This is a genomic window from Burkholderia cenocepacia (assembly GCF_900446215.1).
Taxonomy (GTDB): Bacteria; Pseudomonadota; Gammaproteobacteria; order Burkholderiales; family Burkholderiaceae; genus Burkholderia; species Burkholderia cenocepacia.
The window spans coordinates 1,874,758-1,898,812 of sequence record NZ_UAQZ01000001.1 but is presented as its reverse complement, the minus strand read 5'-3'; the positions used below and the strand labels follow the sequence as shown (position 1 = coordinate 1,898,812).

Genomic DNA, 24,055 nt, shown 5'->3' with positions numbered 1-24,055 from the left:
TGCGGCAAACGCGCGGGCGTAGCCGCCCGCGCTGTCAGGTGCTGATGGCGGCCGGCCGTTGCGGTTCGGCCGGCCGGCGCGGAAAGCGCAGCCAGAAGGTCGTGCGGCGGCCCGGCTCGCTGTCGACGCCGCATTCGCCGCCGTGATTGTCCATGATCGACCGGACGATCGCGAGGCCGAGCCCCGTGCCCGACGCCGAATTGTGCCGCGACGGATCGACGCGATAAAAGCGCTCGAAAATCCGCCCGGCATGTTCCGCGGCGATGCCGGGCCCCGTATCCGACACGGCGATCGTCGTCGCGCCGCCCTGCTCGACGCAGTCGATCGTCACGACGCTGCCGCGCGGCGCATAGGTCAGCGCATTCGACAGCAGGTTGCTCAACGCGCGCTGGTACAGCGTCAGGTCCGCATCGACCCACGCGTGGCCGTCGACCTTCACCGTCACGCCCTCGTCTTCCGCCAGCGGCTCGTAGTAGCCGGCCACGCGCTCCGCCTCCTCCGCTGCATTCAGGCGCCGCACGCTGATCGACGTGCCGGCCTGCTCCGAACGCGCGAGAAACAGCATGTCCTCGATCATCCGCGACAGCCGCTGGTATTCGTCGATGCTCGACTCGATCACGCTCCGGTATTCGTCCGCGCCGCGCGGCTGCGACAGCACGACTTGCGCGGCCGCCTGCAGGTTCGTCAGCGGCGTGCGCATGTCGTGCGCGAGGTTCGACGAGAACTGGCTCAGCCGCGTGAACGATTCGTTCAGCCGCGCGAGCATCCCGTTGAACGCGTGCTCGAGCTCCTTCAGCTCGCCTGACGTATCGAGTTCCGGCAGCGGATGCGCGAGCCGGCTCGTCGACATCTGCTCCGCGCGCGCCGCGAACCGCCGCAGCGGGCTCAGCCCGAGCGCCGCGATGCCATAGGCGATCACGGCCGCGAGCACCACGCCGAACACCTCGATCACGACGATCGTATAAGCATGCGTGCGCAACAGCAGCACGTCGGCGCTGCGATCGTACTGCACGGCGACGCGCACCACGGGCGCACCGGCGCCGGCCAGCGGCACGGTCGTCAGCAGATACTGGTGCCGCGCGGCCGGCGGCGCGACGCCGACCGGCACGCGGCCCGCGTTCATCGACATCAGCGGCGCATACGGACGAAAGCCGGGCGTGCCGACGAGGCGCGTACCGGCGGCATCGAAGATCGCGAGATCCATGTTCGGATGACCGTGCAACTGGTCGATCCAGATATCGGTGTTGCGCGCGACGTCGGCCGTCGTGCGCGCCTCGGCCAGGTGCGCCCCCAGGGCGGCGGAAATGCCGGCCATCTGCTCGGCCGCCGTCGTTTCGACGCGGTTGCTCAGCGCCTCGTACAGCGCGACGCCGCTCGACGCGAGGATCACCGACGTCGACAGGATGATCAGCGCGGTCAGGCGGCCGCGTAGCGTCCGCGGCAGCAGGCGCGCGATCATGCGGCCGCGCCGCCGCGCGCTTCGAGCACGTAGCCCATGCCGCGCACCGTGTGGATCAGCTTCGGTTCGTACGCGTCGTCGATCTTCGAGCGCAGCCGGCGGATCGCCGAATCGACGACGTTCGTGTCGCTGTTGAAATTCATGTCCCACACCTGCGACGCGATCGTCGCGCGCGGCAGGATCTCGCCTTCGCGGCGCATCAGCAGCCACAGCAGCGCGAATTCCTTCGCGGTCAGCAGGATCGTATCGCCCTGCCGCGTGGCCTTGCGGCGCGTCAGGTCGAGTTCGAGATCGGCCACGCGCAGCGTGTTCGAGTCGCGCGGCTGGCCGCGCCGCAGGATCGACTTGATGCGTGCGGTCAGCTCGACGAAGTCGAACGGCTTCGCGAGATAGTCGTCCGCGCCAAGTTCGAGCCCCTTCACGCGATCGCCGACGTCGTCGCGCGCGGTGAGGAACAGCACGGGCGTCGACTTGCTGCGCCGCAGGTTCTGCAGCAGCGTCCAGCCGTCCTGCCCGGGCAGCATCACGTCGAGCACGAGCAGGTCGTACTCCTCCGTTTCGGCCTGGTGCTGGCCCGTGATGCCGTCCTCGACCCAGTCGACGACGTAGCCGGCCTCGGTCAGGCCCTTGCGCAGATACGCGCCCGTCTTCGGTTCATCCTCGACAATCAGAATTCGCATCACGCATTACCCTTGAAGAAACCCAGCCGGCGCAGCACGCCCGCGCCGAAGCCGCCACGCAACGCCGCGCGCCACGACACCGCATGGCTGACCCGGTACAGCACCGGCAGCACCAGCAGCGTCAGCGCCGTGGACGACAGGATACCGCCGATCACGACCGTCGCAAGCGGACGCTGCACTTCGGCGCCGGTGCCGGTCGCGAACGCCATCGGCAGGAAGCCGAGCGACGCGACCAGCGCGGTCATCAGTACGGGGCGCAGCCGCGTGAGCGCGCCGTCGTGCACCGCGGCGTCGAGCGGCATCCCTTCGTCGCGCAGGTTGCGGATGAACGAGATCATCACGAGACCGTTGAGCACGGCCACGCCGGACAGCGCGATGAAGCCGACCGCCGCCGTGATCGACAGCGGAATTCCGCGCAGCCACAGCGACACGACGCCGCCGCTCAGCGCGAACGGAATGCCGGTGAACACCAGCAGCCCGTCCTTCACGTTGTTGAACATCACGAACAGCAGCACGAACACCATGAACAGCGCGAGCGGCACGACGAGCTTCAGGCGCTCGCTCGCGCTCTGCAACTGCTCGAACTGGCCGCCCCACGACACCCAGTAGCCGGCCGGCACGCGCACGTCCTGCTGCAACTGCTCGCGCGCATCGGCGACGAACGAGCCGACGTCGCGACCGCGCACGTTCGCGCTGACCACCACCCGCCGCTTGCCGTCCTCGCGGCTGATCTGGTTCGGGCCCGGCGCCACGTCGATCGTCGCGAGCTCCGCGAGCGGCACGTACGGCGCCGCCGCGAGCGGTGCGCTGGCGCCGGCGGCCGGCGCGGGCAGCGCGATCGGCAGCCGCTTGATCGCCTCGATGTCGGAGCGCAGCTCGTCGGGCAGCCGCACGACGATGTCGAAGCGACGGTCGCCCTGGAACAGCGTGCCGGCCTTCTGCCCGCCGACGGCCGCGGCCACCGAATCCTGCAGGTCAGCCACGCTCACGCCGTAGCGCGCGAGCTTGTCGCGGTCGAGGTTGACGGTCAACACCGGCAGGCCCGTGGTCTGCTCGACCTTCACCTCCGACGCGCCCGGCACCTTCTGCAACGCGGCCGCGATCTGCTCGCCGGTCTGGTTCAGCACGGCCATGTCGTCGCCGAAGATCTTCACGGCGACGTCGCTGCGCACGCCGGAGATCAGTTCGTTGAAGCGCAGCTGGATCGGCTGCGAGAATTCGTATGCGTTGCCCGGCAGCTCGGCGAGCGCTTCCTCGATCTCGCGCACGAGCTGGTCGCGCGGCTTCTTCGGGTCGGGCCACCGGTCGGCCGGCTTCAGCATGATGTAGCCGTCCGACAGGTTCGGCGGCATCGGGTCGGCCGCGATCTCGGCCGTGCCGGTACGGGCGAACACGCGCTCGATCTCCGGGAAGCGCGCCTTCAGCGTCTTCTCGATCGCCTTCTGCATCTCGATCGACTGCGACAGGCTCGTGCCGGGAATCCGCAGCGCGGACACGGCCAGATCGCCCTCGTTGAGGCTCGGGATGAATTCGCTGCCGAGCCGCGTCGCGAGCCCGAGCGTGACCAGCACGATCGCGCCCGCGCCGATCATCACGCGCGTCGGGCGCGTCATGAACGCGGCGAGCACCGGTTCGTACGCGCGCCGCGCCCAGCCCATCAGCCGGTTCTCCTTCTCCTCGACCCGCTCGCCGATGAACAACGCGACGGCCGCCGGAATGAACGTGACGGTCAGCACCATCGCGGCGGCGAGCGCCATCACGACGGTCGTCGCCATCGGATGGAACATCTTTCCTTCCACGCCGGTCAGCGCGAAGATCGGCAGGTACACGACCATGATGATCAGTTGCCCGAAGATCAGCGCGCGGCGCGCCTCCTGCGACGCGCCGAACACTTCGGCAAAACGCTCGTCGCGCGTGAGCGGCCGCCCGGCCGCCGACTGCGCATGCGCGAGCCGCCGCACGCAGTTCTCGACGATCACCACCGCGCCGTCGACGATGATCCCGAAGTCGAGCGCGCCGAGGCTCATCAGGTTCGCGCTCACCTTCGCGTTGACCATCCCGGTGAAGGTCATCAGCATCGACAGCGGAATCACGAGCGCGGTGATCAGCGCAGCGCGGATGTTGCCGAGGAACAGGAACAGCACGGCGATCACGAGCACCGCGCCTTCGAGCAGGTTCTTCTTCACCGTCGCGACGGCCTTCTCGACGAGCACCGTGCGGTCGTACACCGGAATCGCCTTCACGCCGGCCGGCAGCGTGCGGTTCACGTCCTCCATCTTCGCCGCGACGGCCTTCGACACCGTGCGGCTGTTCTCGCCCATCAGCATGAACACCGTGCCGAGCACGACTTCCTCGCCGTTCGACGTCGCGGCGCCGGTGCGCAGTTCGCGGCCGATGTCGACCACGCCGACGTCCTTCATCCGCACCGGCACGCCGCCGACGTTGGTCAGCACGATGTTCGCGATGTCGTCGACGGTGCGCGCCTGGCCCGGCACGCGCACCAGATACTGCTCGCCGCGCTTTTCGATGTAGCCGGCGCCGACGTTGTCGTTGTTGCGCTCGAGCGCGCGCACGACGTCGGCGAGCGTCAGCCCGTACGACATCAGCTTCGCCGGATTCGGCGCGACGCGATATTCCTTCACGTAGCCGCCGATCGAGTTCACCTCGGTCACGCCGCGCACGTTGCGCAACTGCGGCCGCACGACCCAGTCCTGCAGCTCGCGCAGGTCGGCCGCCGTATAGCGCGTGCCGTCGGGCTTGCGCGCGTCGGCGTCGGCCTCGACGGTCCACAGGTAGATCTCGCCGAGGCCGGTCGAGGTCGGCCCCATCGCGGGTGCGATGCCGGCCGGCAGCTTGTCCTTCGCCTCCTGGATGCGCTCGTTGACGAGTTGCCGCGCGAAGTAGATGTCGGTGCCGTCCTTGAAGATCACGGTGACCTGCGACAGCCCGTAGCGCGAGATCGAGCGCGTCTGTTCCAGCCCCGGCAGCCCGGCCATCACGGTCTCGACCGGATACGTGATGCGCTGCTCGGCCTCGAGCGGCGAGTAGCCGGGCGCGGACGTATTGATCTGCACCTGCACGTTGGTGATGTCGGGCACGGCGTCGATCGGCAGCCGCTGGTAGCTGAACACGCCCAGCGCGGCCACGGCCGCGATCGCCAGCATCACGAGCCAGCGGTGCGCAATCGCGAAGCGGATCAGGCGCTCAAACATGTCGGGATTCCTTGAAACGAGGCACGGTCGCCCGTACCGGGCGGGCCGCGCGGCCCGTCACCCGGCGGACCGGAAAGCGGGCCGCATAGCGGGCCGCCAGTCGCGCCACGACGCACGCGTATTGCTGCTCATTCATGTTCCGCGCTCCCCTTGCCGAGTTCCGCCTTCAGCACGAAGCTGTTCGATGCCGCGTATTCCTGGCCGGGCTTGATCCCCTTCAGCACTTCGGTCGCGCGTTCGTCGCGCCGCCCTGTTTCGACGGCCTGCGCGACGAAGCCCTTCGGCGAGCGCACGAATACCGACGGCGCGCCGTCGACGTCCTGCAGCGCGTCGCTCGCGACCGCGAGCGGCACACCCTGCTTGCCCGCGTCGACCGACACGTTCACGAACATCCCCGGCCGCCACACGCGGTCGGGGTTCGGCAGCACGACGCGCGCCGGCGCGGTGCGCGTCTGCTCGCCGAGCAGCGAACCCACGTACGCGATCGGGCCGCTCGAGCGCGATTCGAACGCGGTCGCGATCACCGTTGCGTCGCGACCGACGCGCACGTCGTTGAGCCGCTGCGCGGGCACCGCCATCTCGGCCCATACGGTCGACAGATCGGAAATCACGAACATGCTCGCGTCCGCGGCAATCGCCTCGCCGGGCGTCGCATGCTTCTCGACGATCGTGCCCGCGAACGGCGCGCGCAGTTCATACCGGTTCAGCGCGCCCGCGCCGACCGGTGCATTCAGCGCGGCGAGCTTCTGCCGCGCGTTCTGCACGGCGATCTCGGCCTCGCGCAACTGCACCTGCGCCTGCTGATAATCCTGCTCGGCCGAAATGCGTTCCTGCCACAGCGTGCGTTCGCGCTCGTAGGTTGCGCGCGCCCCCGACAGCCGGCGCTCGGCCGTCAGCAACTCGCTGCGGCGGTCGGCCAGATCGGTGCTCGCGATCACCGCGAGCACCTGCCCCTTCGCGACGTTCTGCCCGAGCGATACCGATACCTGCTCGACGATGCCGGCCACGCGCGGCACCACGTGCGCGGTGCGATCCTCGTTGAATCTGATTTCGCCGGGAAGCTGGAACGGCGTCGCGATCTGCGCGGGGCCGGCTTTCGCGAGCGCGATCTTCGACGTCGCCAGTTGCGCGTCGGTCAGCGCGATCGCGCCGTCGGCGCGCGCGAACGGGAACGACGCGGCGTCGTTGCCGGCCTTCACGTCGATCGTCGCATCGAACACGTGCGGCTTCGCGATCGACTGCGCGGACACGAACTTCGGGCCGGCCGCGTCGAACCGCAACGGTTCGTGCGTGCGGTCGTAGCGCACCAGCGTGCCGGACACGGTCACACCCTTGTCCACCGGCTTGCCGTCGACGAACGGATAGACGACAAGCCGCGCGTCGCCGGGCTTTTCCGTCATCACGATCTCGACGGACAGCTTGCCGCGCTTGAGTACGACACCGCCGCGCGCGCCGACGCCGTCGGCCGGCTGCGCGACTTCGGCGGCGGTCGGCGCCGATGCGCCGCCGCCGCCCCGCGTGACGGCGAGCGCGCCGATCACGATCCCTGCGCCGCCGAGCACGGCCGCCGCAATAACGAAGATTCTGCTGCGTGACATGATGATCCTTCAGGTAGGAGGGGCGCTTATCGCGCGACGGCCGCGAGCGGCGTGCCGACGAGGCGGCCGATATCGGCGCGAGCCGCATGGGCGCCGGCGAGCGCGCGCACGTATTGCGACTGCCCCTGGAACAGCGTGCGCTGGGCGTCGAGCACGTCGAGGAAGCTGAACTTCCCGAGTTCGTAGCCGCGCGACATCGCATCGAGCGCGAGGCGCGCGGCCGGCAGGATGTCGGACTTCAGCCGCTGCGCTTCCTGCTCGGCCGCCTCGAAATTCGCGTATGCCTGCGTCAACTCCAGCCGCAGGCGGGTGCGTTCGCGATCGAGATCGGCATTCGCGCGCTCGGCCTTGTGCGTCGCCTCGAGCAGCGCGCCCTTGTTCGTGTTGAACAGCGGAATCGGGATCGACACGCCGACCACCGCCTGGTTGTCCAGCACGCCGCCGGTGGTCACGCGCTTCACGCCGGCGCTGACCGTCACGTCCGGAATGCGCCGCGCGCGTTCGAGCGATATGGCCGCGTTCGAGCGCAGCATCTCGGCGCGCGCGACCCGCGCGAGCGGCGCATCGTCGAGTTGCGCGGTCAGCGCGGACAACGGCTCGACCGGCGGCACGGTTTCCAGGTCGCCGAGCACCGCGAGCCGGTCGTTGCGCGCCTCGCCCATCACCGCGTTCAGTTTCTCGCGCGCGACCTCGACACGGCCGCGCGCGGTCACGACTTCGATCTCCACGCCGGCCGCCGCGACCTGCGCCTTGGTCGCCTCGACCGGCGACACCTTGCCGGCCTGCGCGCGGCGCCCCGCGAGGTCCGCCGAACGCGCGGCGATCGCGGCCGACTCCTCGGTCACCTGAAGCTGGCGCTGGGCGGCGAGCAGCCCGTAGAACGCGGCGATCACGTCGGCGCGCACGGCGGCGCCCTGGTCATCGAGCGACGCGCTGGCCGCCTCCCGGCCGTATGACGCGACGTCGAGCCGCGCGCGGCGCTTGCCGCCCAGCTCGATGGTCTGGTTGATCAGCGCGGTGGACGTGCGTTCGGCGCGACTAAAGCCTTCCTGCAGGAACGACACTTCGGGGTTCGGCCGCGCGCCGGCCTGCATCAGCGCGCCGGCCGATGCATCGACATCCGCGCGTGCGCCGCGCAGCGCCGGATTGTTCCGGGCCGCAACCGCGAGCGCGTCGGACAACGTCAACGACGACGCAGGAAGCGCATCGGACGGCGGTGCGCCGATCGGCGCGGCGGCGGCGGCAGCCGGGGCCGGCCCCGGCGACAGCGATGGCTGCGCATGAGCCGTCGCGGCCATCGCGAAAACGATGGCCACGGCGAGGTAGGGCTTGAGCATGTTCGGTTCTGCGGTAACGGTTTGCGACCGATGCTACGGACCAGCCGCAGTGCGAACATGAGGCGAAGATGATATTTCCGTCATGTTTGGTGCGATGTACTCGCCGAATCGACGTGCATATTTGCTCGGACGGTCACGTCAGCAAAAAAATATCTTTCGAAATTTAGAATTAGTTCTATAGACGTATTCGCTCGAAAAGATGACTGTTCAAGGCCCCGGCAACACGAACAAAACCATGCTGTTCTATGACCTCAAGGTCGTGCTACCCGCTTGAAAACCTACGAATCGAGACTTTGAATCAATGAAAAACCTCTTCGATCACAACAAGTACGACTTTGACGCTAACGAAGACAAAGAATGGTTTCTCGTTCACTCCGGAGCCGTCACCAACACAAACCCGGGATCGATGGTTGACGTTTACATCAACACAACACCCATCTGCCCCAACATGACCAATCGACAATTTAGAATTACGGCATCGCGACTACTTAAATGGTCCATAATTCTGGTTGAACGCAGGATCACCGATCTGAAGCGATATGACAAAACAACCAAGGACAGAATGATCTATTGGTTCAATCGATGCGATGAAAATACACGACAATACCTTCTCGACGGCTTCTCACGACATCTCTCCATTCTCAAAACGCTAACACCACACCATTTCGTTCGAAGTGATCCGAATCTCGATAGAATGTTAGGTTGTGTTCCGAACATGGTCGATATCGACAATGAAGCCGCGCACGTTTGCGGGCCCAACACGGAACGCAGGCTTATCAGTATTGCGATGAAATTTTGTACCGGCTTACGCGATCAGAATATGTTCGGAGATTCCAGCCTATCCACGGTCATTCACGAAGTCACTCACTTCGTCGATACCTTCGGTAGCGGCGACCCTCGTTACGGGCTCGATCCCACGGCGGCCGCATGGGCAAGGGCCAATCCCGACCAGGCATTGAGGAACGCGGATACACTCACAGGATTCGTGATTTACGGCAAAGAATTATTTGCAGAGTAAGGAGCCGAATTCATCATGAGAATTTTTATTGCGTCACTAATCGCAACTATCGCAACGCCGTTCCTTTTCCCGGCAAGCTCTGCGGCGGAATGTCAGGAGTCACAAAATCTGCCATCACGGCAATTTTTCGTAGCCTTCCCCCACAACAGCCACGAGATCTCAGAATCCGAGCAAATACGAATTGGACAATGGATTTCAGCAATGAACTCCGATTATCCAATACAAAACTGGATCACTATAATTGGGAGCGCTTCCAAGATTGAGGCCAATCCGGTACGACTTGCAACGAAACGGGCTTCCGCGACGGCGAAAGTCGTCATAGACGACGGTCTGACAAACGCACCGCTTCAGATAAAAACGCAAATTTACCCCGCCAGCAGTACAGCCGGATCGACGTCGGAAACACGTGAAGTCACCATTCAAGTGAGCCCCGGCTGCCTTGACAACTGCTGTACCGGCCATTGACATGAAGTCGGCTCATTCACTGCCCCCGCGCTCGCGTTGACCCGTGTACCTCCAACGCTCGCGTGTAACGGTCCATCGAACCCATCCGGACGAGCGTTTGATGTTCGATTCGAGCGATATGTCAATCAGCGAACCCGGGAAGCTATCCGTGCACTCTCGAGAATCAAACGCGCCCTTGCTTCCCCCGCCGTCGCCGCACAAGCCAGTCGAGCAGTTGCCGCCCGTCGCGTTCGCCGAACCAGCGCGCATGCCCGATCAGGTAGCCGTCGTACGCGATGTCGACGATCGCCGGCGCGTCGATGATGCAGCCGAAATACGCGACTTCCGACAGCGCGAACTCCGTATGCACGATCGGCAACAACGCGACCAGCGCCGCATACGCGTCGTCGCTCAGCGGTTCGAGCGATTCGTAGCCATCGAGCAGCGCGTCGATCTGGTCGTATTCCACGCGTCGCGCATCGGCCGGCGCCATCCAGTCGACCGTATTGCGCTCGATCGCGAGCGCGAGGTCCATCACCGCGCAGGTGCGGTCCGACAGGCCGAAATCGAGCACGGTGCGCACCTGCGCGCCGGGCCCCGCATCGGTCCACAGCAGGTTCGACGCATGCCAGTCGCCGTGCGTCCACAGCGGCGGCAACGCGGGCAGCAGCGGCACGAGGCGCGCGTGATACGGGCCGATCGCATCGGCCACGTCGCCACGCCAGTCGCGCGCGCCCAGCGCGCGCACCAGCAACGGCTGCGCGTCGACCCAGCGTTCGAGCGCGCCCGCCAGATCGGCGGACGACAGCACGCGAAAACTCGACAGCAGCGTGCGCACGGGCCGTGCGGGCGCATCGTAGCCGGCCGACGCGCGATGCAGTTCGGCCAGCGCGCGGCCGGCCGCATATGCATGCGAAGGATGCGTGAACGGCTGCCACGACATCACGCCGCGATACGGATCGACGCCGGGCGCGAGAACATGCACCTCGTATGTCCATTCGCCGGACGCGAACGCGGTCGCACCATTGCGATCGGCCAGCACGTCCACCACCGGCATCCCGCGCTCGCGCAGATGCGCGATGAAGCGATGCTCTTCCTCCAGCCCCGCGACATCGCGCAGGCTCGCGTGATGACGCTTGACGAACAACCCGCGCCCGTCCGCCATCCGCACCAGCACCGCTGCCGCGAACTGCCGTGGGCTGTGCCACGTCAGCCGCACCGGCTCGCCCGCGCCGTCGATCCGCGCGAGCACGGCCGCCACCTCGCCGTGCGTCATCAGCGGCCAGTCGCGTTCGGCCTGCTCGCCGTCCACGCCGAATTGCGGCGGTGCGACGTCACGCGACAGGGGGCCGTCCGGCTCGAGGGGGAATGACATGACCGACGTTGCTCCGTAGTTGAATCCGTGCGTGAATCAGCGGGCGCCGCCGCCCGATGCGCACGGGCCGCCCGCGGCTGCCCGCAATGCGGCGGCCGTGCGGCTCCAGTCGCGCCAGCCGACCACCGCCAGCCCGATGAACAGCGCATAGAGTCCGGCCGTCAGATACAGCTCCTTGAACACGAACATCCCGACATAGACGACGTTCACGACGATCCACAGCCCCCACGACGCGATGTAGCGCCGCGCGGTCCAGTATTGCGCGACGAGGCTGAACGCGGTCAGCGACGCATCGACGAACGGCAGCGCCGCATCGGTCCAGCGCGCCATCATCCCGCCGAGCAACGCGCTGCCGATGACCGCCGCGACCAGGTCGGGCAGCATCCTGAGCGGCCGTACGCCGGTGACGGGCGCGACATCGCCGGCTGGCGCCGCCTCGCCGTCGGCCTCGCTCGCGCGCTGCGCGAGCCAGCGCTGCCAGCCGTACACCTGCAGCACCGCGAACGCACCCTGCAGCAGCATGTCCGAGTACAGCTTCGCGTCGAAGAAGATCCAGCCGTACAGCGCGACCGACGCGAGGCCGACCGGCCAGCACAGCATGCGCCGCTTCGCGGTCAGCCAGATCGCGAGCGCGCTGACGATCACGCCGGCGATTTCGAGTGGGGACATCGTCTGTGCTCTCCTGGTGGGCTGCCGGGGCCGCGCGTCACGCGGCCGATGCCGGTCGGTCAGAAATCATAGGTCAACGATACGCGCGCGGTGCGCGGCGCACCCGGGAACAGGTACGCATCGCCCTGCTGCTCGCCTGCGTCGCGCCAGTAGAACTTGTTGAACAGATTGTCCACCGACACGCGCAACACCGTGCGATGGCCGCCGATCTTCGTCGTATAACGCGCGCCGAGATTGAACACGAACCACGACGGCACGCGCGCGGTGCCTTCCTCGTTCGCGTTGCGCGCCGCGCTGTATTCCACGCCGCCGAGCACGTTCAGGCCCGCGACGCCCGGCACCGCGTAGTCCGCATACAGCGACGCGCGCAGCGCGGGCACGTTGATGATCTGGTGCCCTTCGTAGGCGGGCGAGCCCGAATCGACCGCGCGGGCGCGAATCGCCGCGACGCTGGCCGTCAGCCCCAAGCGCTCGGTCACGCGCCCGGCCGCGCCGAGTTCGATCCCCTGGTGCCGCTGCGTACCGCGCTGCACGAACGTGTAGGAGGTGCCCGACGCGTCGGGGTCGGCGAACTGGAACGGCTTGCTGATCGAGAACACGGCGGCCGTGAGGCTGAGCCGGTCGAGCCAGTCGTATTTCGCGCCGACCTCGAACTGGTGCGATTCGACGGGCGGCAGGAACGCATACGCGTTGGTCGCGCGCACCGGCGCCTGATCGCCGAGCGACAGCGCCTTGCTGTACGACGCATACAGCGACAGCACGTTCACCGGCTTGTAGACGAGCGCGACCTGCGGCAGGAACACCGACCGGTCGGTATGCGTCGTCTCGCCGTCGAGGCTGCTCCAGCTGCGCTGCCGCAGCAGCACTTCCTTGCCGCCCGCGAGCACCTGCCAGTGTTCGCCGATGCTGATGCGATCGAGCCCGAACACGCCGTACTGCCACGCGTCGAGGCGCGGGTACGACGGCCCGGGCGAATTCGGCGACGGCGAAAAGGTCAGGTCGGGCCCGTAGACGTTCTCGCTGCCGACGTAGTCGTACACGGCGTCGGCCATGTGCACGACGCGGCGCTGCACGCTCACGCCGAGCGTCAGCTCGTGCCGCAGCGGCCCCGTCGCGAACTTGCCGGTCGTGACCGCGCGCAGATCGTCGTTGCGCCGGTATTCGCCGGGGCTGCGGAAGTCGTACACGTCGTAGTCGCCGTTCGCGCCGAAGAAGAACGGCGACGTCGCGCCGGCCGCGCAGCTTGCCGCATACGAACAGCCGTACGCGAACGCGCTGTTGTCGTCGATCATCGTGCGGCTGCGGCCCGCGGCGATATAGGCCTTCCAGTCGTCGTTGAACTGGTAGTCGAAACGCGCATTCAGGTTCAGCGCATCGGTCGTCACCGGCTTCGCCCACGGCTGCGTGCCGAGCGCCTTCGACGTCGTCTTGACCGACGGCACGACGGTGCCGCCGAGCAACTGGTAACCGGGCGCGGAACGCTGGATCCATTGCTGGAATTCGGCATTGAGCTGCAGGCTCGCGCGCGGGCTGATGTCCCAGTCGGCGGCGATCGAGCCGAACGTGCGTCGCCCGTTCGTGCCGTCGATATAGGAGTGCATGTTCTCCTTCGCCGCATTGATCCGGAACCCGAACTGATGGTCGGGGCCGAAGCGCCGGCCGAGATCGACGGCCGCCGACGTCGAGCCGCGGCTGTCGACGCCGCCCGTCACGCTCGCCACGTTCGCGGAGCGCTTGGTCACGAAGTTGATCACGCCGCCCGGCGCGACGACGCCGCTGTCGATGCCCGCGAGGCCCTTCAGGATCTCGACGCGCTCCTTGTTCTCGAGCGGCACGTTCTGCTCGCCGGACACCGTCAGCCCGTCGATCCGGATCGCGCTCGCGAGATCGACCGGAAAACCGCGGATCGCGAAACCTTCGAAATAGCCAACCGGCGCATAGTCGTTGACGACCGACGCATCGTTGCGTACGACGTCGCTCAGCCGCTTTGCCTGCTGGTCGTCGATCAGCGCGCGCGTGATCACGTTCACCGACGCCGGCGTGTCGCGCAGCGGCGCGTCGTCGAGCCCCGCGACCGACGCTTCGCGCGCGCAGCGGGTGGCCGCGCTCGCCGCTCACCGTGATCGCGGGCAGCGTCGCGCTGCCCGCCGCGTCGGCGCCCGGCGCGGGCGTGTCGCCCTGGGCCGCGGCCGCCTGCGCCGCGAAAAGCGTGACGCCGAGACCGACACCGAGCCCGACCTTCGCGCGCCGCCGCCGTGCGGGCGCCGCTGTTGTTCTATTCACCGTCATTGTTCTGGATGGAAAACTCGCCACTCGACCTGTCGAAACCCGTTACGAAGCTGCGAAGCGTGCGCCCACGAATGCCGCCGGACACGTGCGTCGACACGATATTCATCAGACGAACCGGACCTTGCGGCACGCAGGCGGGCCGACCGGTCGGAACAACGCAGGATGGGACATCGGATTCGGATGACGCGCCGGGAACCGACGCAGCGGCCGACGGGTTCGTCGGATGCCTGTCGGCCGGCCGGCTGCCTCGCGCGGTCGTGTCATGCGGGGGACGCTTCGAACGCCCCGGTGCGGGCGGCGGACACTCACGCCGGCCGTTCATCGGAACGGCGGCCTGCCCGGCGCGCGACATCGCGGCGTGGCGCGCATTTTACCCCGGGCGCGGCAAAGGGCCGCGGAATCGGGCGGAACGGGAAACGGGGAAGGCGGGAACAGGGACAGGCGGTTCGGGCGGTGCGACGACGGTGGCGATGTGGTCGCGATGCCGGTGGTGCCGTGCCGGCCACTGACATCGACGCCATCGTGCGCCGATCAGGCGACCTCGAACCGGAGCGGCAATGGCGGCCCGCTACCGGCTCACTGGCCGCTCGCTCAGAAACCCTGCATCGTCACGGTCGGATCGACGACCAGATGCACGACGCCGTAAATCACCGCGCCGACCAGCAGCGCAAGCAGGATCGCCACGAACGGCAGCAGCGTGAAGTTGGCGTTCGCGAGGTCGGTCGCGTGCGCCTTGCTGTTGCGCACGCCGAAGAAACTCCACAGGACCAGGCGGACCATGCCGAGCAGTTTCATGATGGGCTCCTTTATCGAATCGGTTGACGCTATCGTCGATCCGGACGGCATCCGAAAAAAGAAGCAGTTGCGCGCGCTTTTTGCGCAGCAGGCTCTCCGCGGCCGCATGTCGCAGGTGCGTCAGCGATCCAGCACGAGCGGCGCCGTCGCGCCTTGCGCGGGCCGTGCGACGCACAGCAGCGCGCAGCCAGGTTCGACCGGCGCATCGGGCGTTTGCGCGTAGTCGATCGCGCCGGACAGCACGCGCGTCGCGCACGTGCCGCACGAACCCGAGCGGCATTCGGCCGGCACGGCCACGCGCTGCCCTTCCGCGAATTCGAGCAGCGTGCCGTCGGCGGGCGTCCACGCAGCTTCGCGCCCCGTGCGCCGGAACATGACCGGCACGCTTGCCGCCGCGGGCTCGGCAGCCGCGCGGGTCGCACTGCGCGACACGCTCGACGGCCCGAACGCCTCGAAGCGGATGCGTTCGTCCGGCACGTTCAGCGCGCGCAGCCCGTCGTACAGGTCGCGCATGAACGCCGACGGCCCGCACAGGTAGAAGTCGTAGTCGTCGAACGACAACACCCGCTTCAGTTGCCCGATGTCGATCCGGCCGCCCCGCGCGGCCGAGCCTTCGTGAGGATGACTGTCGAACCAGTGAAGCGACACGCGTGCATCGGCGGCCGCGCTGCGCGCCAGTTCCGCCGCGAACGGCCGGTCGGCCGCTTCGCGTGCGCCATGCACGAACACGACGCGGCGCGACGGCGTGCCATCGGCCAGTGCCCGGCGCAGCATCGCGACCATCGGCGTGATGCCGATGCCGGCCGACACGAGCACGGCCGGCCGCGGACTCGCGACATCGAATGTGAAGCGGCCGCGCGGCATCTGCGCGTCGAGCGTCATGCCGGCCTGTGCGTGATCGTGCAGCCATGCCGATACGCGCCCTTCGCGCTTCACGGTGATCCGGTAATGCGCGCCGCCCGGCGCATCGGACAGCGTGTAGCTGCGAATCGCTGGCGCGTCGCTGTCGGGCAGCGCGATGCGCAACGTCAGATGCTGGCCGGCTTCGTACGCAGGCAATGCGCCGCCGTCCGCCGGCTCGAAATGGAACGACCGGATCGCACGCGCTTCGTCGACGATCTTCGCGATCCGCAGCGACCGCCATGCGGGCGCCGATGCCGGCGCGGCCGCGGACGGTACCTCCCCGGCCGTTGCCGCCGCCCCGCTCGACGCCATCGCCATCGCCGCGAACTGCGGCGCGCGCTCGACCGCCGACCACCGGAACGGCAGCACCGCCCGCATGCGCCGCACTTCCCGCACATGAAAGCGCACCACGCGCTGCGCGCCGTCGAACGACGCGACGACGGGCCCGTCCCACACGATCTCCGCGTGCGCGGCGACATACAGCAGATCGCCGCTGTCGAAATCGACGAACAGCAACCCCGCGCGCGGATCGTGCTGCAGGTTGCCGAGCGTGTTGAAGAACCGGTTGCCGCTGAAATCGGGCGTCGTCAGCGTGCGCGCGTCGTCGACGCGCACGAAGCCCGGCATCCCGCCGCGATGCGACACGTCCGCGCCGCGCGCCGCGCCCGCCCCCGCGGACGTGTTCGCGCTCGCGACGAAGAACGTATCGGCCTGCGCGAGCAGCGCGCGATCCGCGTCGCCCAGCGCATCCGACACGTCCGGCGCGACGGACGCGTCGACGTCCCGCGCGACGAAGGTCGGCTTGCGGCCCTGGATGTACTTCGCGCAATTGCCGAAGCTCTGCTCGACCGCGATCGTCAGCGCATCGCCGTCGACCGCGCGCACGACGCCGTTCACGCGATTGCGGCGGCGCGTATCGAATTCGATCCCGAGCCCGCCGAGCGGCGCGCCAACGTGCCACGCGCCGGCCAGCGGATCGCCCGGCAGCGCACGCGCCGCGATGCGCAGCGTGCGTGGGTCCGGCGACGTGACGAACCCCGGCGCGCCGGCTCGCAGCGTCGCCCACGGCTGGCCGTGCGCGTCGACGCCGCCGAGCACGAAGAACGGCAGTTGCGCGAAAAACGTCCGGTGCTGGTCCGGCATGAAACGCCGGATCCCGCGCCGGCCGGCCGCGCTCGCCGCGTCCGTCACGCCTGCGCGCTGCTGCACGGCAAGCTCGCCCGCATGAAACGGCGCGGTATCGAGTTCCCAACCCGGGACGACGGCGGTCGGCGCATTCATCGCATTCTCCTGAACAGGCGCGGTGGCAGAGGCGTCAGGCGGCAAGCAGGCCCGCGCGGGTCGTCGGCATCGCGACGAAGCCCGGCAACGCCTCGATTCGGGCGAGCCATGCGCGCACCTGCGGATACGGTTCGAGCGACACGCCGCCTTCCGGTGCGTGCGCGATGTACGTGTACGCGGCAATGTCCGCGATCGTCGGTTGCGCGCCGGCCGCGAACGGCTTGCCGGCCAGTTCGCGATCGATCACGTCGAGCACCTTTGCGGCCGTGCGCTTGGCCACTTCCGGGTCGAGCGGCGCGCCGAACACGGTCACGAGCCGCGCGGCGGCCGGACCCGACGCGATCGGGCCGGCCGCGTACGACAGCCAGCGCTGCACGACGGCCGCGCCGACCGGGTCGTCCGGCAGCCAGTGCGCATCGCCGTAGCGCTTCGCGAGGTACACGAGGATCGCGTTCGAATCGGCGATCACGGTGCCGCCGTCGTCGATCACCGGCACCTGCCCGAGCGGATTCAATGCGAGAAACGCCGGTTCGCGCTGCGCGCCGGCCGCCAGATCGACGTCGATGGTCTTCGACGGCAACCCGAGCAGCGACAGGAACAACCGGACGCGGTGCGCGTGGCCGGACAACAGGAACGAATAGACACGGATCGGCGAGGCAGGCTTGCTGGCGGCAGACATGGAAACACTCCGGAATCTCGCGCCGCCGGGGATCGGCGACGAACGGCTCCAGCGTAGCGCTCGCCGTTCGTCGCCAGAAGACGGATAATCGCGGAAACATTATCCGTTTCCATAGGACAATCGACGATGGCCGATCTGCGCGACGTGAACCTGAACCGGCTGGCGATCTTCGTCGCGGTGGTCGAGGCCGGCTCGCTGACGGCCGCGGCCGAGCGGCTCGGCCTCGCGAAGACGGTCGTCAGCACGCACATGCAGCGCCTCGAATCCGAGGTCGGCGCGAACCTGCTGGTGCGCACGACGCGGCGGCTGAGCGTGACCGATGCCGGACGCGTGTTCTACGACGCGTGCCGCGACATCGTGCGTGCCACCGAAGCCGCGCTCGACGCGGTGTCGTCCGACGCCGGGCCACTGCGCGGCACGCTGCGCGTGAGCGTGCCGATCGACTACGGCGCGCTGGTCGTCGCGCCGGCCGTCGTCGCGCTGCGCGACCGGCATCCGGGGCTCGATGTCGAACTGGTCGCGAACGACCGCGTGATCGATCTCGTCGCGGACAACCTCGACGTCGCGGTCCGCATCGGGCGGCTTGCCGATTCCAACTATCGCGCGGTGCAGCTCGGCACCTACGAGAAATGGCTGGTCGCGAGCCCGGCGTTCGTCGCGCGGCACGGACTGCCGCGCGACCCCGATGCGCTCGCCGCGCTGCCCTTCGTGATGTTGTCGTCGCTGCCGCGCCCGCATACGCTCGACCTCGACGATGCGCGCGGCGGCCACGCATCGGTGCGCTGCGTCGCGCCGGTCGTGTCGAACACCGCGACCGCGTGCCGCGCGATCGTGCTCGCGGGCGGCGGCTTCGGGCTGCTGACGGATTTCTCGACCGCGGACGACGTCGCCGCCGGCCGGCTCGTGCGGCTGTTGCCGGGCTGGCGTACGGCGCCGGCCGGGATTCACGCGGTGTATCCGTCGACGCGGCTGCCTTCGCCGAAGGTGCGAGCGTTCATCGATGCGATGAAGGCGAGGCTCGGGGAGACGCCTGCAACGCCGCGCGCACGCCCCGGTCGGCCGAAACGCGCGAACGGCTGACCGGTCGCTCGCCCGTCACATGAACTTCACGTAGCACGCCTTTTTTTCGACTTCTTCGCGCTTGAATCCCTTTTCGCTCATGCAGGCAGTAAATTCGTCGGGGAACGGGTTCAGATTGAAGATCCGGTCCTGGATATTGGCGGGGATGCCCTGGTCCAGCTGGGCTTGCGCTTCCGCACAGGTCGCCTTCGCGAGCGACAGCCTGACGGGCTCGCCGCTGATGCGGTTGCGGATTTTTTCATACGCCCCGTCCTTGCAGGCCGATACCGCGTCCTTGAGGTGCTGCGTATAGAGGGCGTCGCGACAGACATCGCCTGTCCGGTCCGCATCCCTGAACAGCGCCCCGACCGTTTGCGATTTCCACTCGGTTTCATAGCGCGTGGTCTCGCTAAACGGCCAGCAGCCGCAGCCCGTCAGCATCAGGACGGAAACGGCCATCCCCGCCGACGTCACGCGGCGCACCCATCGGTTGCGTGCTTGCATGATTTCCTTGTTATTCATCGACCACCATTGATGTGCGCGGCGAACGGCCCCGTCCCCGCGAATCTACGCCGCCTGCAACGTCCCCAGCAGCACCTTCCTGCAACTGGAGATCATCTGCGCCTCCGGATCGCGATAGTCGGTCAGCAGCCACGCCGCGCCGACGTTCGTCATCGCGCCCACCAGCGCGAGCCCGATCAGCCGCTGCTCGGTGCGCTCCGCCGGCGTCACGGCCTCGCGCGGCGCGCCGATCGCCATGATCAGCTTGCCGAAGTCGATCAGCATGCGCTGATACGTCATGTCGGTGTCCGCGCTCACGCCCATCACCTCGAGCAGCAGCACGCGCGCCGCGCACGGGTCGCGCAGAAACGCGAAGAACGCGGCGAGCCCCGCGTCGACGCGCTCGCGCAGTTCGCCGCCGCGCGCGGCGACCGCCTGCGCGACCGCGTCATGCAGTTGCTGCGCGTGATGCAGGTAGGTGCAGCGCAACAGATCCTCGGTGCTGTCGAACGCCGCATAGAAGTAGCGATCGTTCAGCTTCGCTTCCTGGCAGATCGACCGCACGGTCGCCTTGCGAAAACCCACCGTGCCGAACACGCGCGTCGCCGCGCGAATCAACGCGTCGCGCCGCTCGGCGGCCCGTACCTCGGGCGCCACGCCGCCGTACGACCGGCCCCTTTTTTCCGTTTCGAGTGCTTTCTCCATTCCGCTATTTGACATCAGGACACCCGAAAACTAAAGTGGTGACACACAACACCACAATAGACGCGCCGCCGGTGCAGCGCAAGCGGAACGGGAGGAACGACGGATGAAGGGATTTTCCGGCAAGGTTGCCGCGATCACGGGCGCCGGTTCGGGCATGGGCCGCAGCCTCGCGGTCGAACTGGCGCGGCGCGGCTGCGCGGTCGCGCTCGCCGACGTCAGCGAAACGGGGCTCGCCGGCACGGCGGCCCTCTGCGCGCAGCACGGCGTGCATGTGAGCAAGCGCCGGCTCGACGTCGCCGATCGCGACGCGGTGTTCGCGTGGGCCGATTTCGTTCGCGCCGAGCACGGCAAGGTCAACCTGATCTTCAACAACGCGGGCGTGTCGCTCGCCGCCAGCGCCGAAACCGCGCGTCTCGCCGATCTCGAATGGATCGTCGGCATCAATTTCTGGGGCGTCGTGCACGGCACGCAGGCGTTCCTGCCGCATCTGCGCGCGTCGGGCGACGGCCACGTCGTCAACACGTCGAGCCTGTTCGGGCTCGTCGCGATGCCGACGCAAAGCGCGTACAACGCGACCAAGTTCGCGGTGCGCGGCTTCACCGAGGCGCTGCGGATGGAACTCGAACTCGACGGCGCGCCGGTGAGCGCGACCTGCGTGCATCCGGGCGGCGTCGCGACGAGCATCGTCGACGCGAGCCGCGTCGATACCAGCATCCACGCGCTGACGGGCCAGGACGAAGCGACCCATCGCCGCCAGGCCAACCGCCTGATCAACGCGACGACGGCCGACGAGGCCGCGCGGCAGATCCTCGCGGGCGTCGAGCGCAATGCGCGCCGCGTGCTGGTCGGCGCCGACGCGCGCCGGCTCGACCGGATCGCGCGCCTGCTCGGCGCCGGTTACCAGTGGCTGGTGCTGCGCCACGTGCGCCGCGCCCGCGCACGCAATCTCGAACGCGCGCCCGCTCCGGCCGCGCGCCCGATCACGCCGACCAAGGACCCCGCATGACCTCGACGACGACCGACCGGCGCGATGCGCCGCCCGCCCCCGGCGCCCGCCGCGACAGCGGCGACAACCGCGACCTCGACGTGCTGATCGTCGGCGCCGGCCTGTCCGGCATCGGCGCCGCGTATCACCTGAAGCAGCGCTGCCCGCATGCGAGCGTGGCGATCGTCGAGGCGCGCGACGCGATCGGCGGCACCTGGGACCTGTTCCGCTATCCGGGCGTTCGTTCGGATTCCGACATGTTCACGCTAGGCTACAGCTTCCGCCCGTGGCACAGCGACAAGGCGATCTCCGACGGACAGACGATCCTCGACTACATCCGCGACACCGCGCGCACCTACGGCATCGACAAGACGATCCGCTACGGCCAGAAGGTCGTCGCGGCCGACTGGGATTCGAACCGGGCGCGCTGGACGGTACGCATCGAGCGCACGCAGGACGGCGCGACCGACACGCTCGTCTACACCTGCCGCTTCCTGTTCATGTGCAGCGGCTACTACGACTACGACGCCGGCTACCTGCCCGACTGGGCCGGCATGGACACGTTCGAGGGCAAGCTCGTGCATCCGCAGCACTGGCCGAAGGATCTGTCGTACGCGAACCGGCGCGTGGTCGTGATCGGCAGCGGCGCGACGGCCGTCACGCTCGTGCCGTCGATGGCGGCCGACGCGCAGCACGTGACGATGCTGCAGCGCTCGCCGACCTACATCGTGTCGCTGCCCGCGCGCGACAAGATCGCGAACGCGCTGCGCCGCGTGCTGCCGTCGCGGCTCGCGCACCGGCTCGTACGCGTGAAGAACGTCCTGCTGACGATGTACCTGTACAACGTGTCGCGCCGCAAGCCCGACCGGACGAAGCAATTCATCATCCGCGCGGCCAGCAGGCAGCTCGGCCCCGACTTCGACGTCGCGAAGCACCTGACGCCGCGCTACATGCCGTGGGACCAGCGCGTGTGCCTCGTGCCGAATGGCGACCTGTTCAAGGCGATCCGCGCGGGCCGCGCATCGATCGTCACCGACGAGATCGAGCGCTTCACGCCGACCGGCCTCCAGCTGAAGAGCGGCCAGCAGCTCGACGCGGACGTGATCGTCACCGCGACCGGGCTGAAGGTGAAGATGCTCGGCGGTGCGCGCGTGACGGTCGACGGCCGCGTGGTCGACTTGCCGGAGACGGTGTCGTACAAGGGCATGATGTACAGCGACGTACCGAACCTCGCGTCGTCGTTCGGCTACACGAATGCTTCGTGGACGCTGAAAGCCGAGCTGATCGCGCGCTACGTGTGCCGGCTGCTCAACCACATGCGCGCGAACGGGTACGACACGTGCGTGCCGCGGCTCGGCGCGGGCGATCTCGGCGACGTGCCGGCCGTCAACCTGAGCTCGGGCTACATCCAGCGCGCGGCCGGCATCCTGCCGAAGCAGGGGCACCGCAAGCCATGGAAATTCCACCAGAACTACGTGCTCGATCTCGCGTCGCTGAAGTTCAGCGCGCTCGCCGATTCCGCGATGCATTTCGAGCGCCGCGCCACGACCGGCCCGGCGGCCACCGCGCCGGCCGCCGAACCCGCACTCGAAACCCGCTGAGGCCGACATGACTCCTACGCTCCATCTGATCCAGAACGTGCTGCTCGGCGTCGTCGCGGTGCTCGCCGCGCTCGCGCTGTTTTCCGCTTACGTGGCCCGGCGCGTGACCCGCGCGTTTCCGCCCGAAGGCCGCTTCGTCGACATCGGCGGCGACCGCATCCACTACGTCGAATACGGCAACGGCCCGCCGATCGTGTTCGTCCACGGGCTCGCGGGGCAATGGCGCAATTTCGCGTACCTGCCGCTCACGCGGCTCGCCCAGCAGCATCGCGTGATCCTGCTCGATCGCCCGGGCGCCGGCCGGTCGCTGCGCGGCGCGGCGTCGCAGGCGAACGTGTTCGCGCAGGCCCGTACGGTCGCCGCGTTCATCGACGCGCTGAAGCTCGACAAGCCCGTGCTGGTCGGCCACTCGCTCGGCGGCGCGATCGCGCTCGCGGTCGGCCTCAACCATGCGGACCGCGTGAGCCGGCTCGCGCTGATCGCGCCGCTGTCGCACGAGCAGACCGAGCCGCCCGCGCCGTTCAAGCCGCTGATGCTGCCGTCGCCGCTCGTGCGCCGTTTCGTGTCGTGGACCTTCGCGATCCCGCTGACGATCCTGACGGGCCGCCAGGCCGTGCGCCAGGTGTTCGCGCCGGAAGACGTGCCGCGCGACTTCCCGGTCAAGGGCGGCGGCCTGCTCGGGATGCGCCCGCACGTGTTCTACGCGACGGCGACGGACCTGCTGTCGGCGCCCGTCGACCTGCCCGCGATGGAGCGTCGCTATCCGGAACTCGCGCTGCCGGTCGACGTGCTGTACGGCCGCGCCGATCCGATCCTGAACTGGCGCGAGCACGGCGACGCGCTCGCGAAGAAATCGGCGCGTGTGCGGCTGAAGGTCGTCGAGGGCGGCCACATGCTGCCGGTCACGATTCCCGACGCGACGGCCGACTGGCTGCTCGAAGTCGCCGCCGCGCCGGCCGACACGGCCACGCAGACGGTACGCATCGCGTAGATCGCGGCAGCGAAGCGGCGCCTGATCCTGCTTCCCCGCTCCCGCCGCCGGGCAGCCGGCGCCGCGACGGAATCAGGCTTCGTCGTCGGGTATCGACAGTCCGAGATCCGACAGCACCTCGCGCGCGCTGCGAAACGCCTCGACCGCGGCCGGCGCCCCCGCGTACAGCGCGCTGTGCAGCAAGACCTCGCGAATCTCGACGAGGCTCGCGCCGTTGTTGAGCGCGCCGCGAATATGCCCCTTCAGCTCCGTGCCGCGGCCGAGCGCCGCCAGCATCGCGCACGTGCACAGGCTGCGCGTCTTCAGGTCGATCCCGCCCCGCTGCCACGTGCTGCCCCACGCATGTTCGTTCAGCCAGTTCTGCAGCGGACGCGAAAATCCGTCGAGGTCGCGCATCGCGCGCTCGACGAACGCCTCGCCCATCACGTCGATCCGCCGCGCCTTGCCGTATTCCCTGTCCTGTTCGCTCATGTC

Annotated in this window: 19 protein-coding genes and 1 pseudogene; 6 read left to right on the top strand and 14 right to left on the bottom strand. The window is 68.3% G+C overall.

The annotated features are described in order from the left end of the window. Positions 1–34: 34 nt before the first annotated feature. The 5 genes from DTA15_RS08895 to DTA15_RS08875 form a co-directional block, all read right to left on the bottom strand. Positions 35–1,459 carry a heavy metal sensor histidine kinase gene (locus DTA15_RS08895; protein WP_006490474.1) on the bottom strand — a complete coding sequence of 475 codons (1,425 nt, stop codon included), beginning with the start codon at positions 1,457–1,459 and terminating at the stop codon, positions 35–37. Next, positions 1,456–2,139, bottom strand: coding sequence for a heavy metal response regulator transcription factor IrlR (irlR, locus tag DTA15_RS08890; RefSeq protein ID WP_006490455.1), 684 nt, complete (start codon positions 2,137–2,139; stop codon positions 1,456–1,458). The genes DTA15_RS08895 and irlR overlap by 4 nt, the downstream gene beginning before the upstream one ends. After that, positions 2,139–5,351 (bottom strand): efflux RND transporter permease subunit, encoded by a 3,213-nt coding sequence (locus DTA15_RS08885; protein ID WP_006490482.1) that lies wholly within the window; start codon positions 5,349–5,351, stop codon positions 2,139–2,141. The genes irlR and DTA15_RS08885 overlap by 1 nt, the downstream gene beginning before the upstream one ends. Before the next feature lie 128 nt (positions 5,352–5,479). Then, positions 5,480–6,949: an efflux RND transporter periplasmic adaptor subunit gene (locus DTA15_RS08880; protein WP_012493151.1), complete on the bottom strand. Its 1,470-nt coding sequence runs from the start codon at positions 6,947–6,949 to the stop codon at positions 5,480–5,482. Positions 6,950–6,975: 26 nt separating this feature from the next. Next, complete coding sequence (locus DTA15_RS08875; RefSeq protein WP_006482767.1) at positions 6,976–8,286, bottom strand: TolC family protein; 1,311 nt, start codon at positions 8,284–8,286, stop codon at positions 6,976–6,978. A 301-nt stretch (positions 8,287–8,587) separates the two neighbouring features. Here DTA15_RS08875 and DTA15_RS08870 point away from each other — a divergent pair, with 301 nt between their 5' ends. Together DTA15_RS08870 and DTA15_RS08865 are read left to right on the top strand one after the other, a co-directional pair. Then, positions 8,588–9,304, top strand: a complete 717-nt coding sequence (locus DTA15_RS08870) for a M35 family metalloendopeptidase (protein ID WP_012493150.1) — start codon at positions 8,588–8,590, stop codon at positions 9,302–9,304. 15 nt (positions 9,305–9,319) lie between these two features. Then, complete coding sequence (locus tag DTA15_RS08865) at positions 9,320–9,769, top strand: OmpA family protein (protein WP_012493149.1); 450 nt, start codon at positions 9,320–9,322, stop codon at positions 9,767–9,769. Between the two features lie 163 nt (positions 9,770–9,932). On the opposite strand, the gene DTA15_RS08860 is transcribed toward DTA15_RS08865, so the two are convergent. The 6 genes and pseudogenes from DTA15_RS08860 to DTA15_RS08830 form a co-directional block, all read right to left on the bottom strand. Then, complete coding sequence (locus tag DTA15_RS08860) at positions 9,933–11,123, bottom strand: phosphotransferase enzyme family protein (protein WP_006482769.1); 1,191 nt, start codon at positions 11,121–11,123, stop codon at positions 9,933–9,935. A 36-nt stretch (positions 11,124–11,159) separates the two neighbouring features. Beyond that, positions 11,160–11,792, bottom strand: a complete 633-nt coding sequence (pnuC, locus tag DTA15_RS08855; protein ID WP_006482766.1) for a nicotinamide riboside transporter PnuC — start codon at positions 11,790–11,792, stop codon at positions 11,160–11,162. Between the two features lie 59 nt (positions 11,793–11,851). Then, a pseudogene (locus DTA15_RS08850) lies at positions 11,852–14,081 on the bottom strand (TonB-dependent siderophore receptor). A gap of 591 nt (positions 14,082–14,672) precedes the next feature. Continuing rightward, positions 14,673–14,876: a DUF2970 domain-containing protein gene (locus DTA15_RS08840; RefSeq protein ID WP_006486164.1), complete on the bottom strand. Its 204-nt coding sequence runs from the start codon at positions 14,874–14,876 to the stop codon at positions 14,673–14,675. Between the two features lie 120 nt (positions 14,877–14,996). Further along, the gene (locus DTA15_RS08835) at positions 14,997–17,060 is read right to left on the bottom strand and encodes a pyridoxamine 5'-phosphate oxidase family protein (protein WP_006486151.1); all 2,064 of its coding nucleotides are present in this window, start codon (positions 17,058–17,060) and stop codon (positions 14,997–14,999) included. A gap of 34 nt (positions 17,061–17,094) precedes the next feature. Beyond that, positions 17,095–17,739: a glutathione S-transferase family protein gene (locus DTA15_RS08830; RefSeq protein ID WP_006486156.1), complete on the bottom strand. Its 645-nt coding sequence runs from the start codon at positions 17,737–17,739 to the stop codon at positions 17,095–17,097. Positions 17,740–17,865: 126 nt separating this feature from the next. Here DTA15_RS08830 and DTA15_RS08825 point away from each other — a divergent pair, with 126 nt between their 5' ends. Then, positions 17,866–18,819, top strand: coding sequence for a LysR family transcriptional regulator (locus tag DTA15_RS08825; RefSeq protein ID WP_006486155.1), 954 nt, complete (start codon positions 17,866–17,868; stop codon positions 18,817–18,819). A gap of 15 nt (positions 18,820–18,834) precedes the next feature. On the opposite strand, the gene DTA15_RS08820 is transcribed toward DTA15_RS08825, so the two are convergent. Then, the gene (locus DTA15_RS08820) at positions 18,835–19,320 is read right to left on the bottom strand and encodes a hypothetical protein (RefSeq protein ID WP_006493706.1); all 486 of its coding nucleotides are present in this window, start codon (positions 19,318–19,320) and stop codon (positions 18,835–18,837) included. 45 nt (positions 19,321–19,365) lie between these two features. Beyond that, positions 19,366–20,019 carry a TetR/AcrR family transcriptional regulator gene (locus DTA15_RS08815; protein WP_034178474.1) on the bottom strand — a complete coding sequence of 218 codons (654 nt, stop codon included), beginning with the start codon at positions 20,017–20,019 and terminating at the stop codon, positions 19,366–19,368. An 88-nt stretch (positions 20,020–20,107) separates the two neighbouring features. On the opposite strand from DTA15_RS08815, the gene DTA15_RS08810 reads away from it, so the two are divergent. Genes DTA15_RS08810 through DTA15_RS08800 form a run of 3 tightly spaced genes read left to right on the top strand, consistent with a single transcriptional unit; the run spans position 20,108 to position 23,581 of the window. Continuing rightward, entirely contained in the window at positions 20,108–21,010 is a 903-nt protein-coding gene (locus tag DTA15_RS08810) for an SDR family NAD(P)-dependent oxidoreductase (RefSeq protein ID WP_006486160.1), read from the top strand. Continuing rightward, positions 21,007–22,590, top strand: a complete 1,584-nt coding sequence (locus DTA15_RS08805) for a flavin-containing monooxygenase (RefSeq protein ID WP_006486159.1) — start codon at positions 21,007–21,009, stop codon at positions 22,588–22,590. The genes DTA15_RS08810 and DTA15_RS08805 overlap by 4 nt, the downstream gene beginning before the upstream one ends. A gap of 7 nt (positions 22,591–22,597) precedes the next feature. Beyond that, entirely contained in the window at positions 22,598–23,581 is a 984-nt protein-coding gene (locus DTA15_RS08800; RefSeq protein WP_006486152.1) for an alpha/beta fold hydrolase, read from the top strand. A 72-nt stretch (positions 23,582–23,653) separates the two neighbouring features. Here DTA15_RS08800 and DTA15_RS08795 read toward each other — a convergent pair whose 3' ends face one another. Further along, positions 23,654–24,052 carry a carboxymuconolactone decarboxylase family protein gene (locus DTA15_RS08795; RefSeq protein WP_006486153.1) on the bottom strand — a complete coding sequence of 133 codons (399 nt, stop codon included), beginning with the start codon at positions 24,050–24,052 and terminating at the stop codon, positions 23,654–23,656. Between the last annotated feature and the right edge of the window lie 3 nt (positions 24,053–24,055).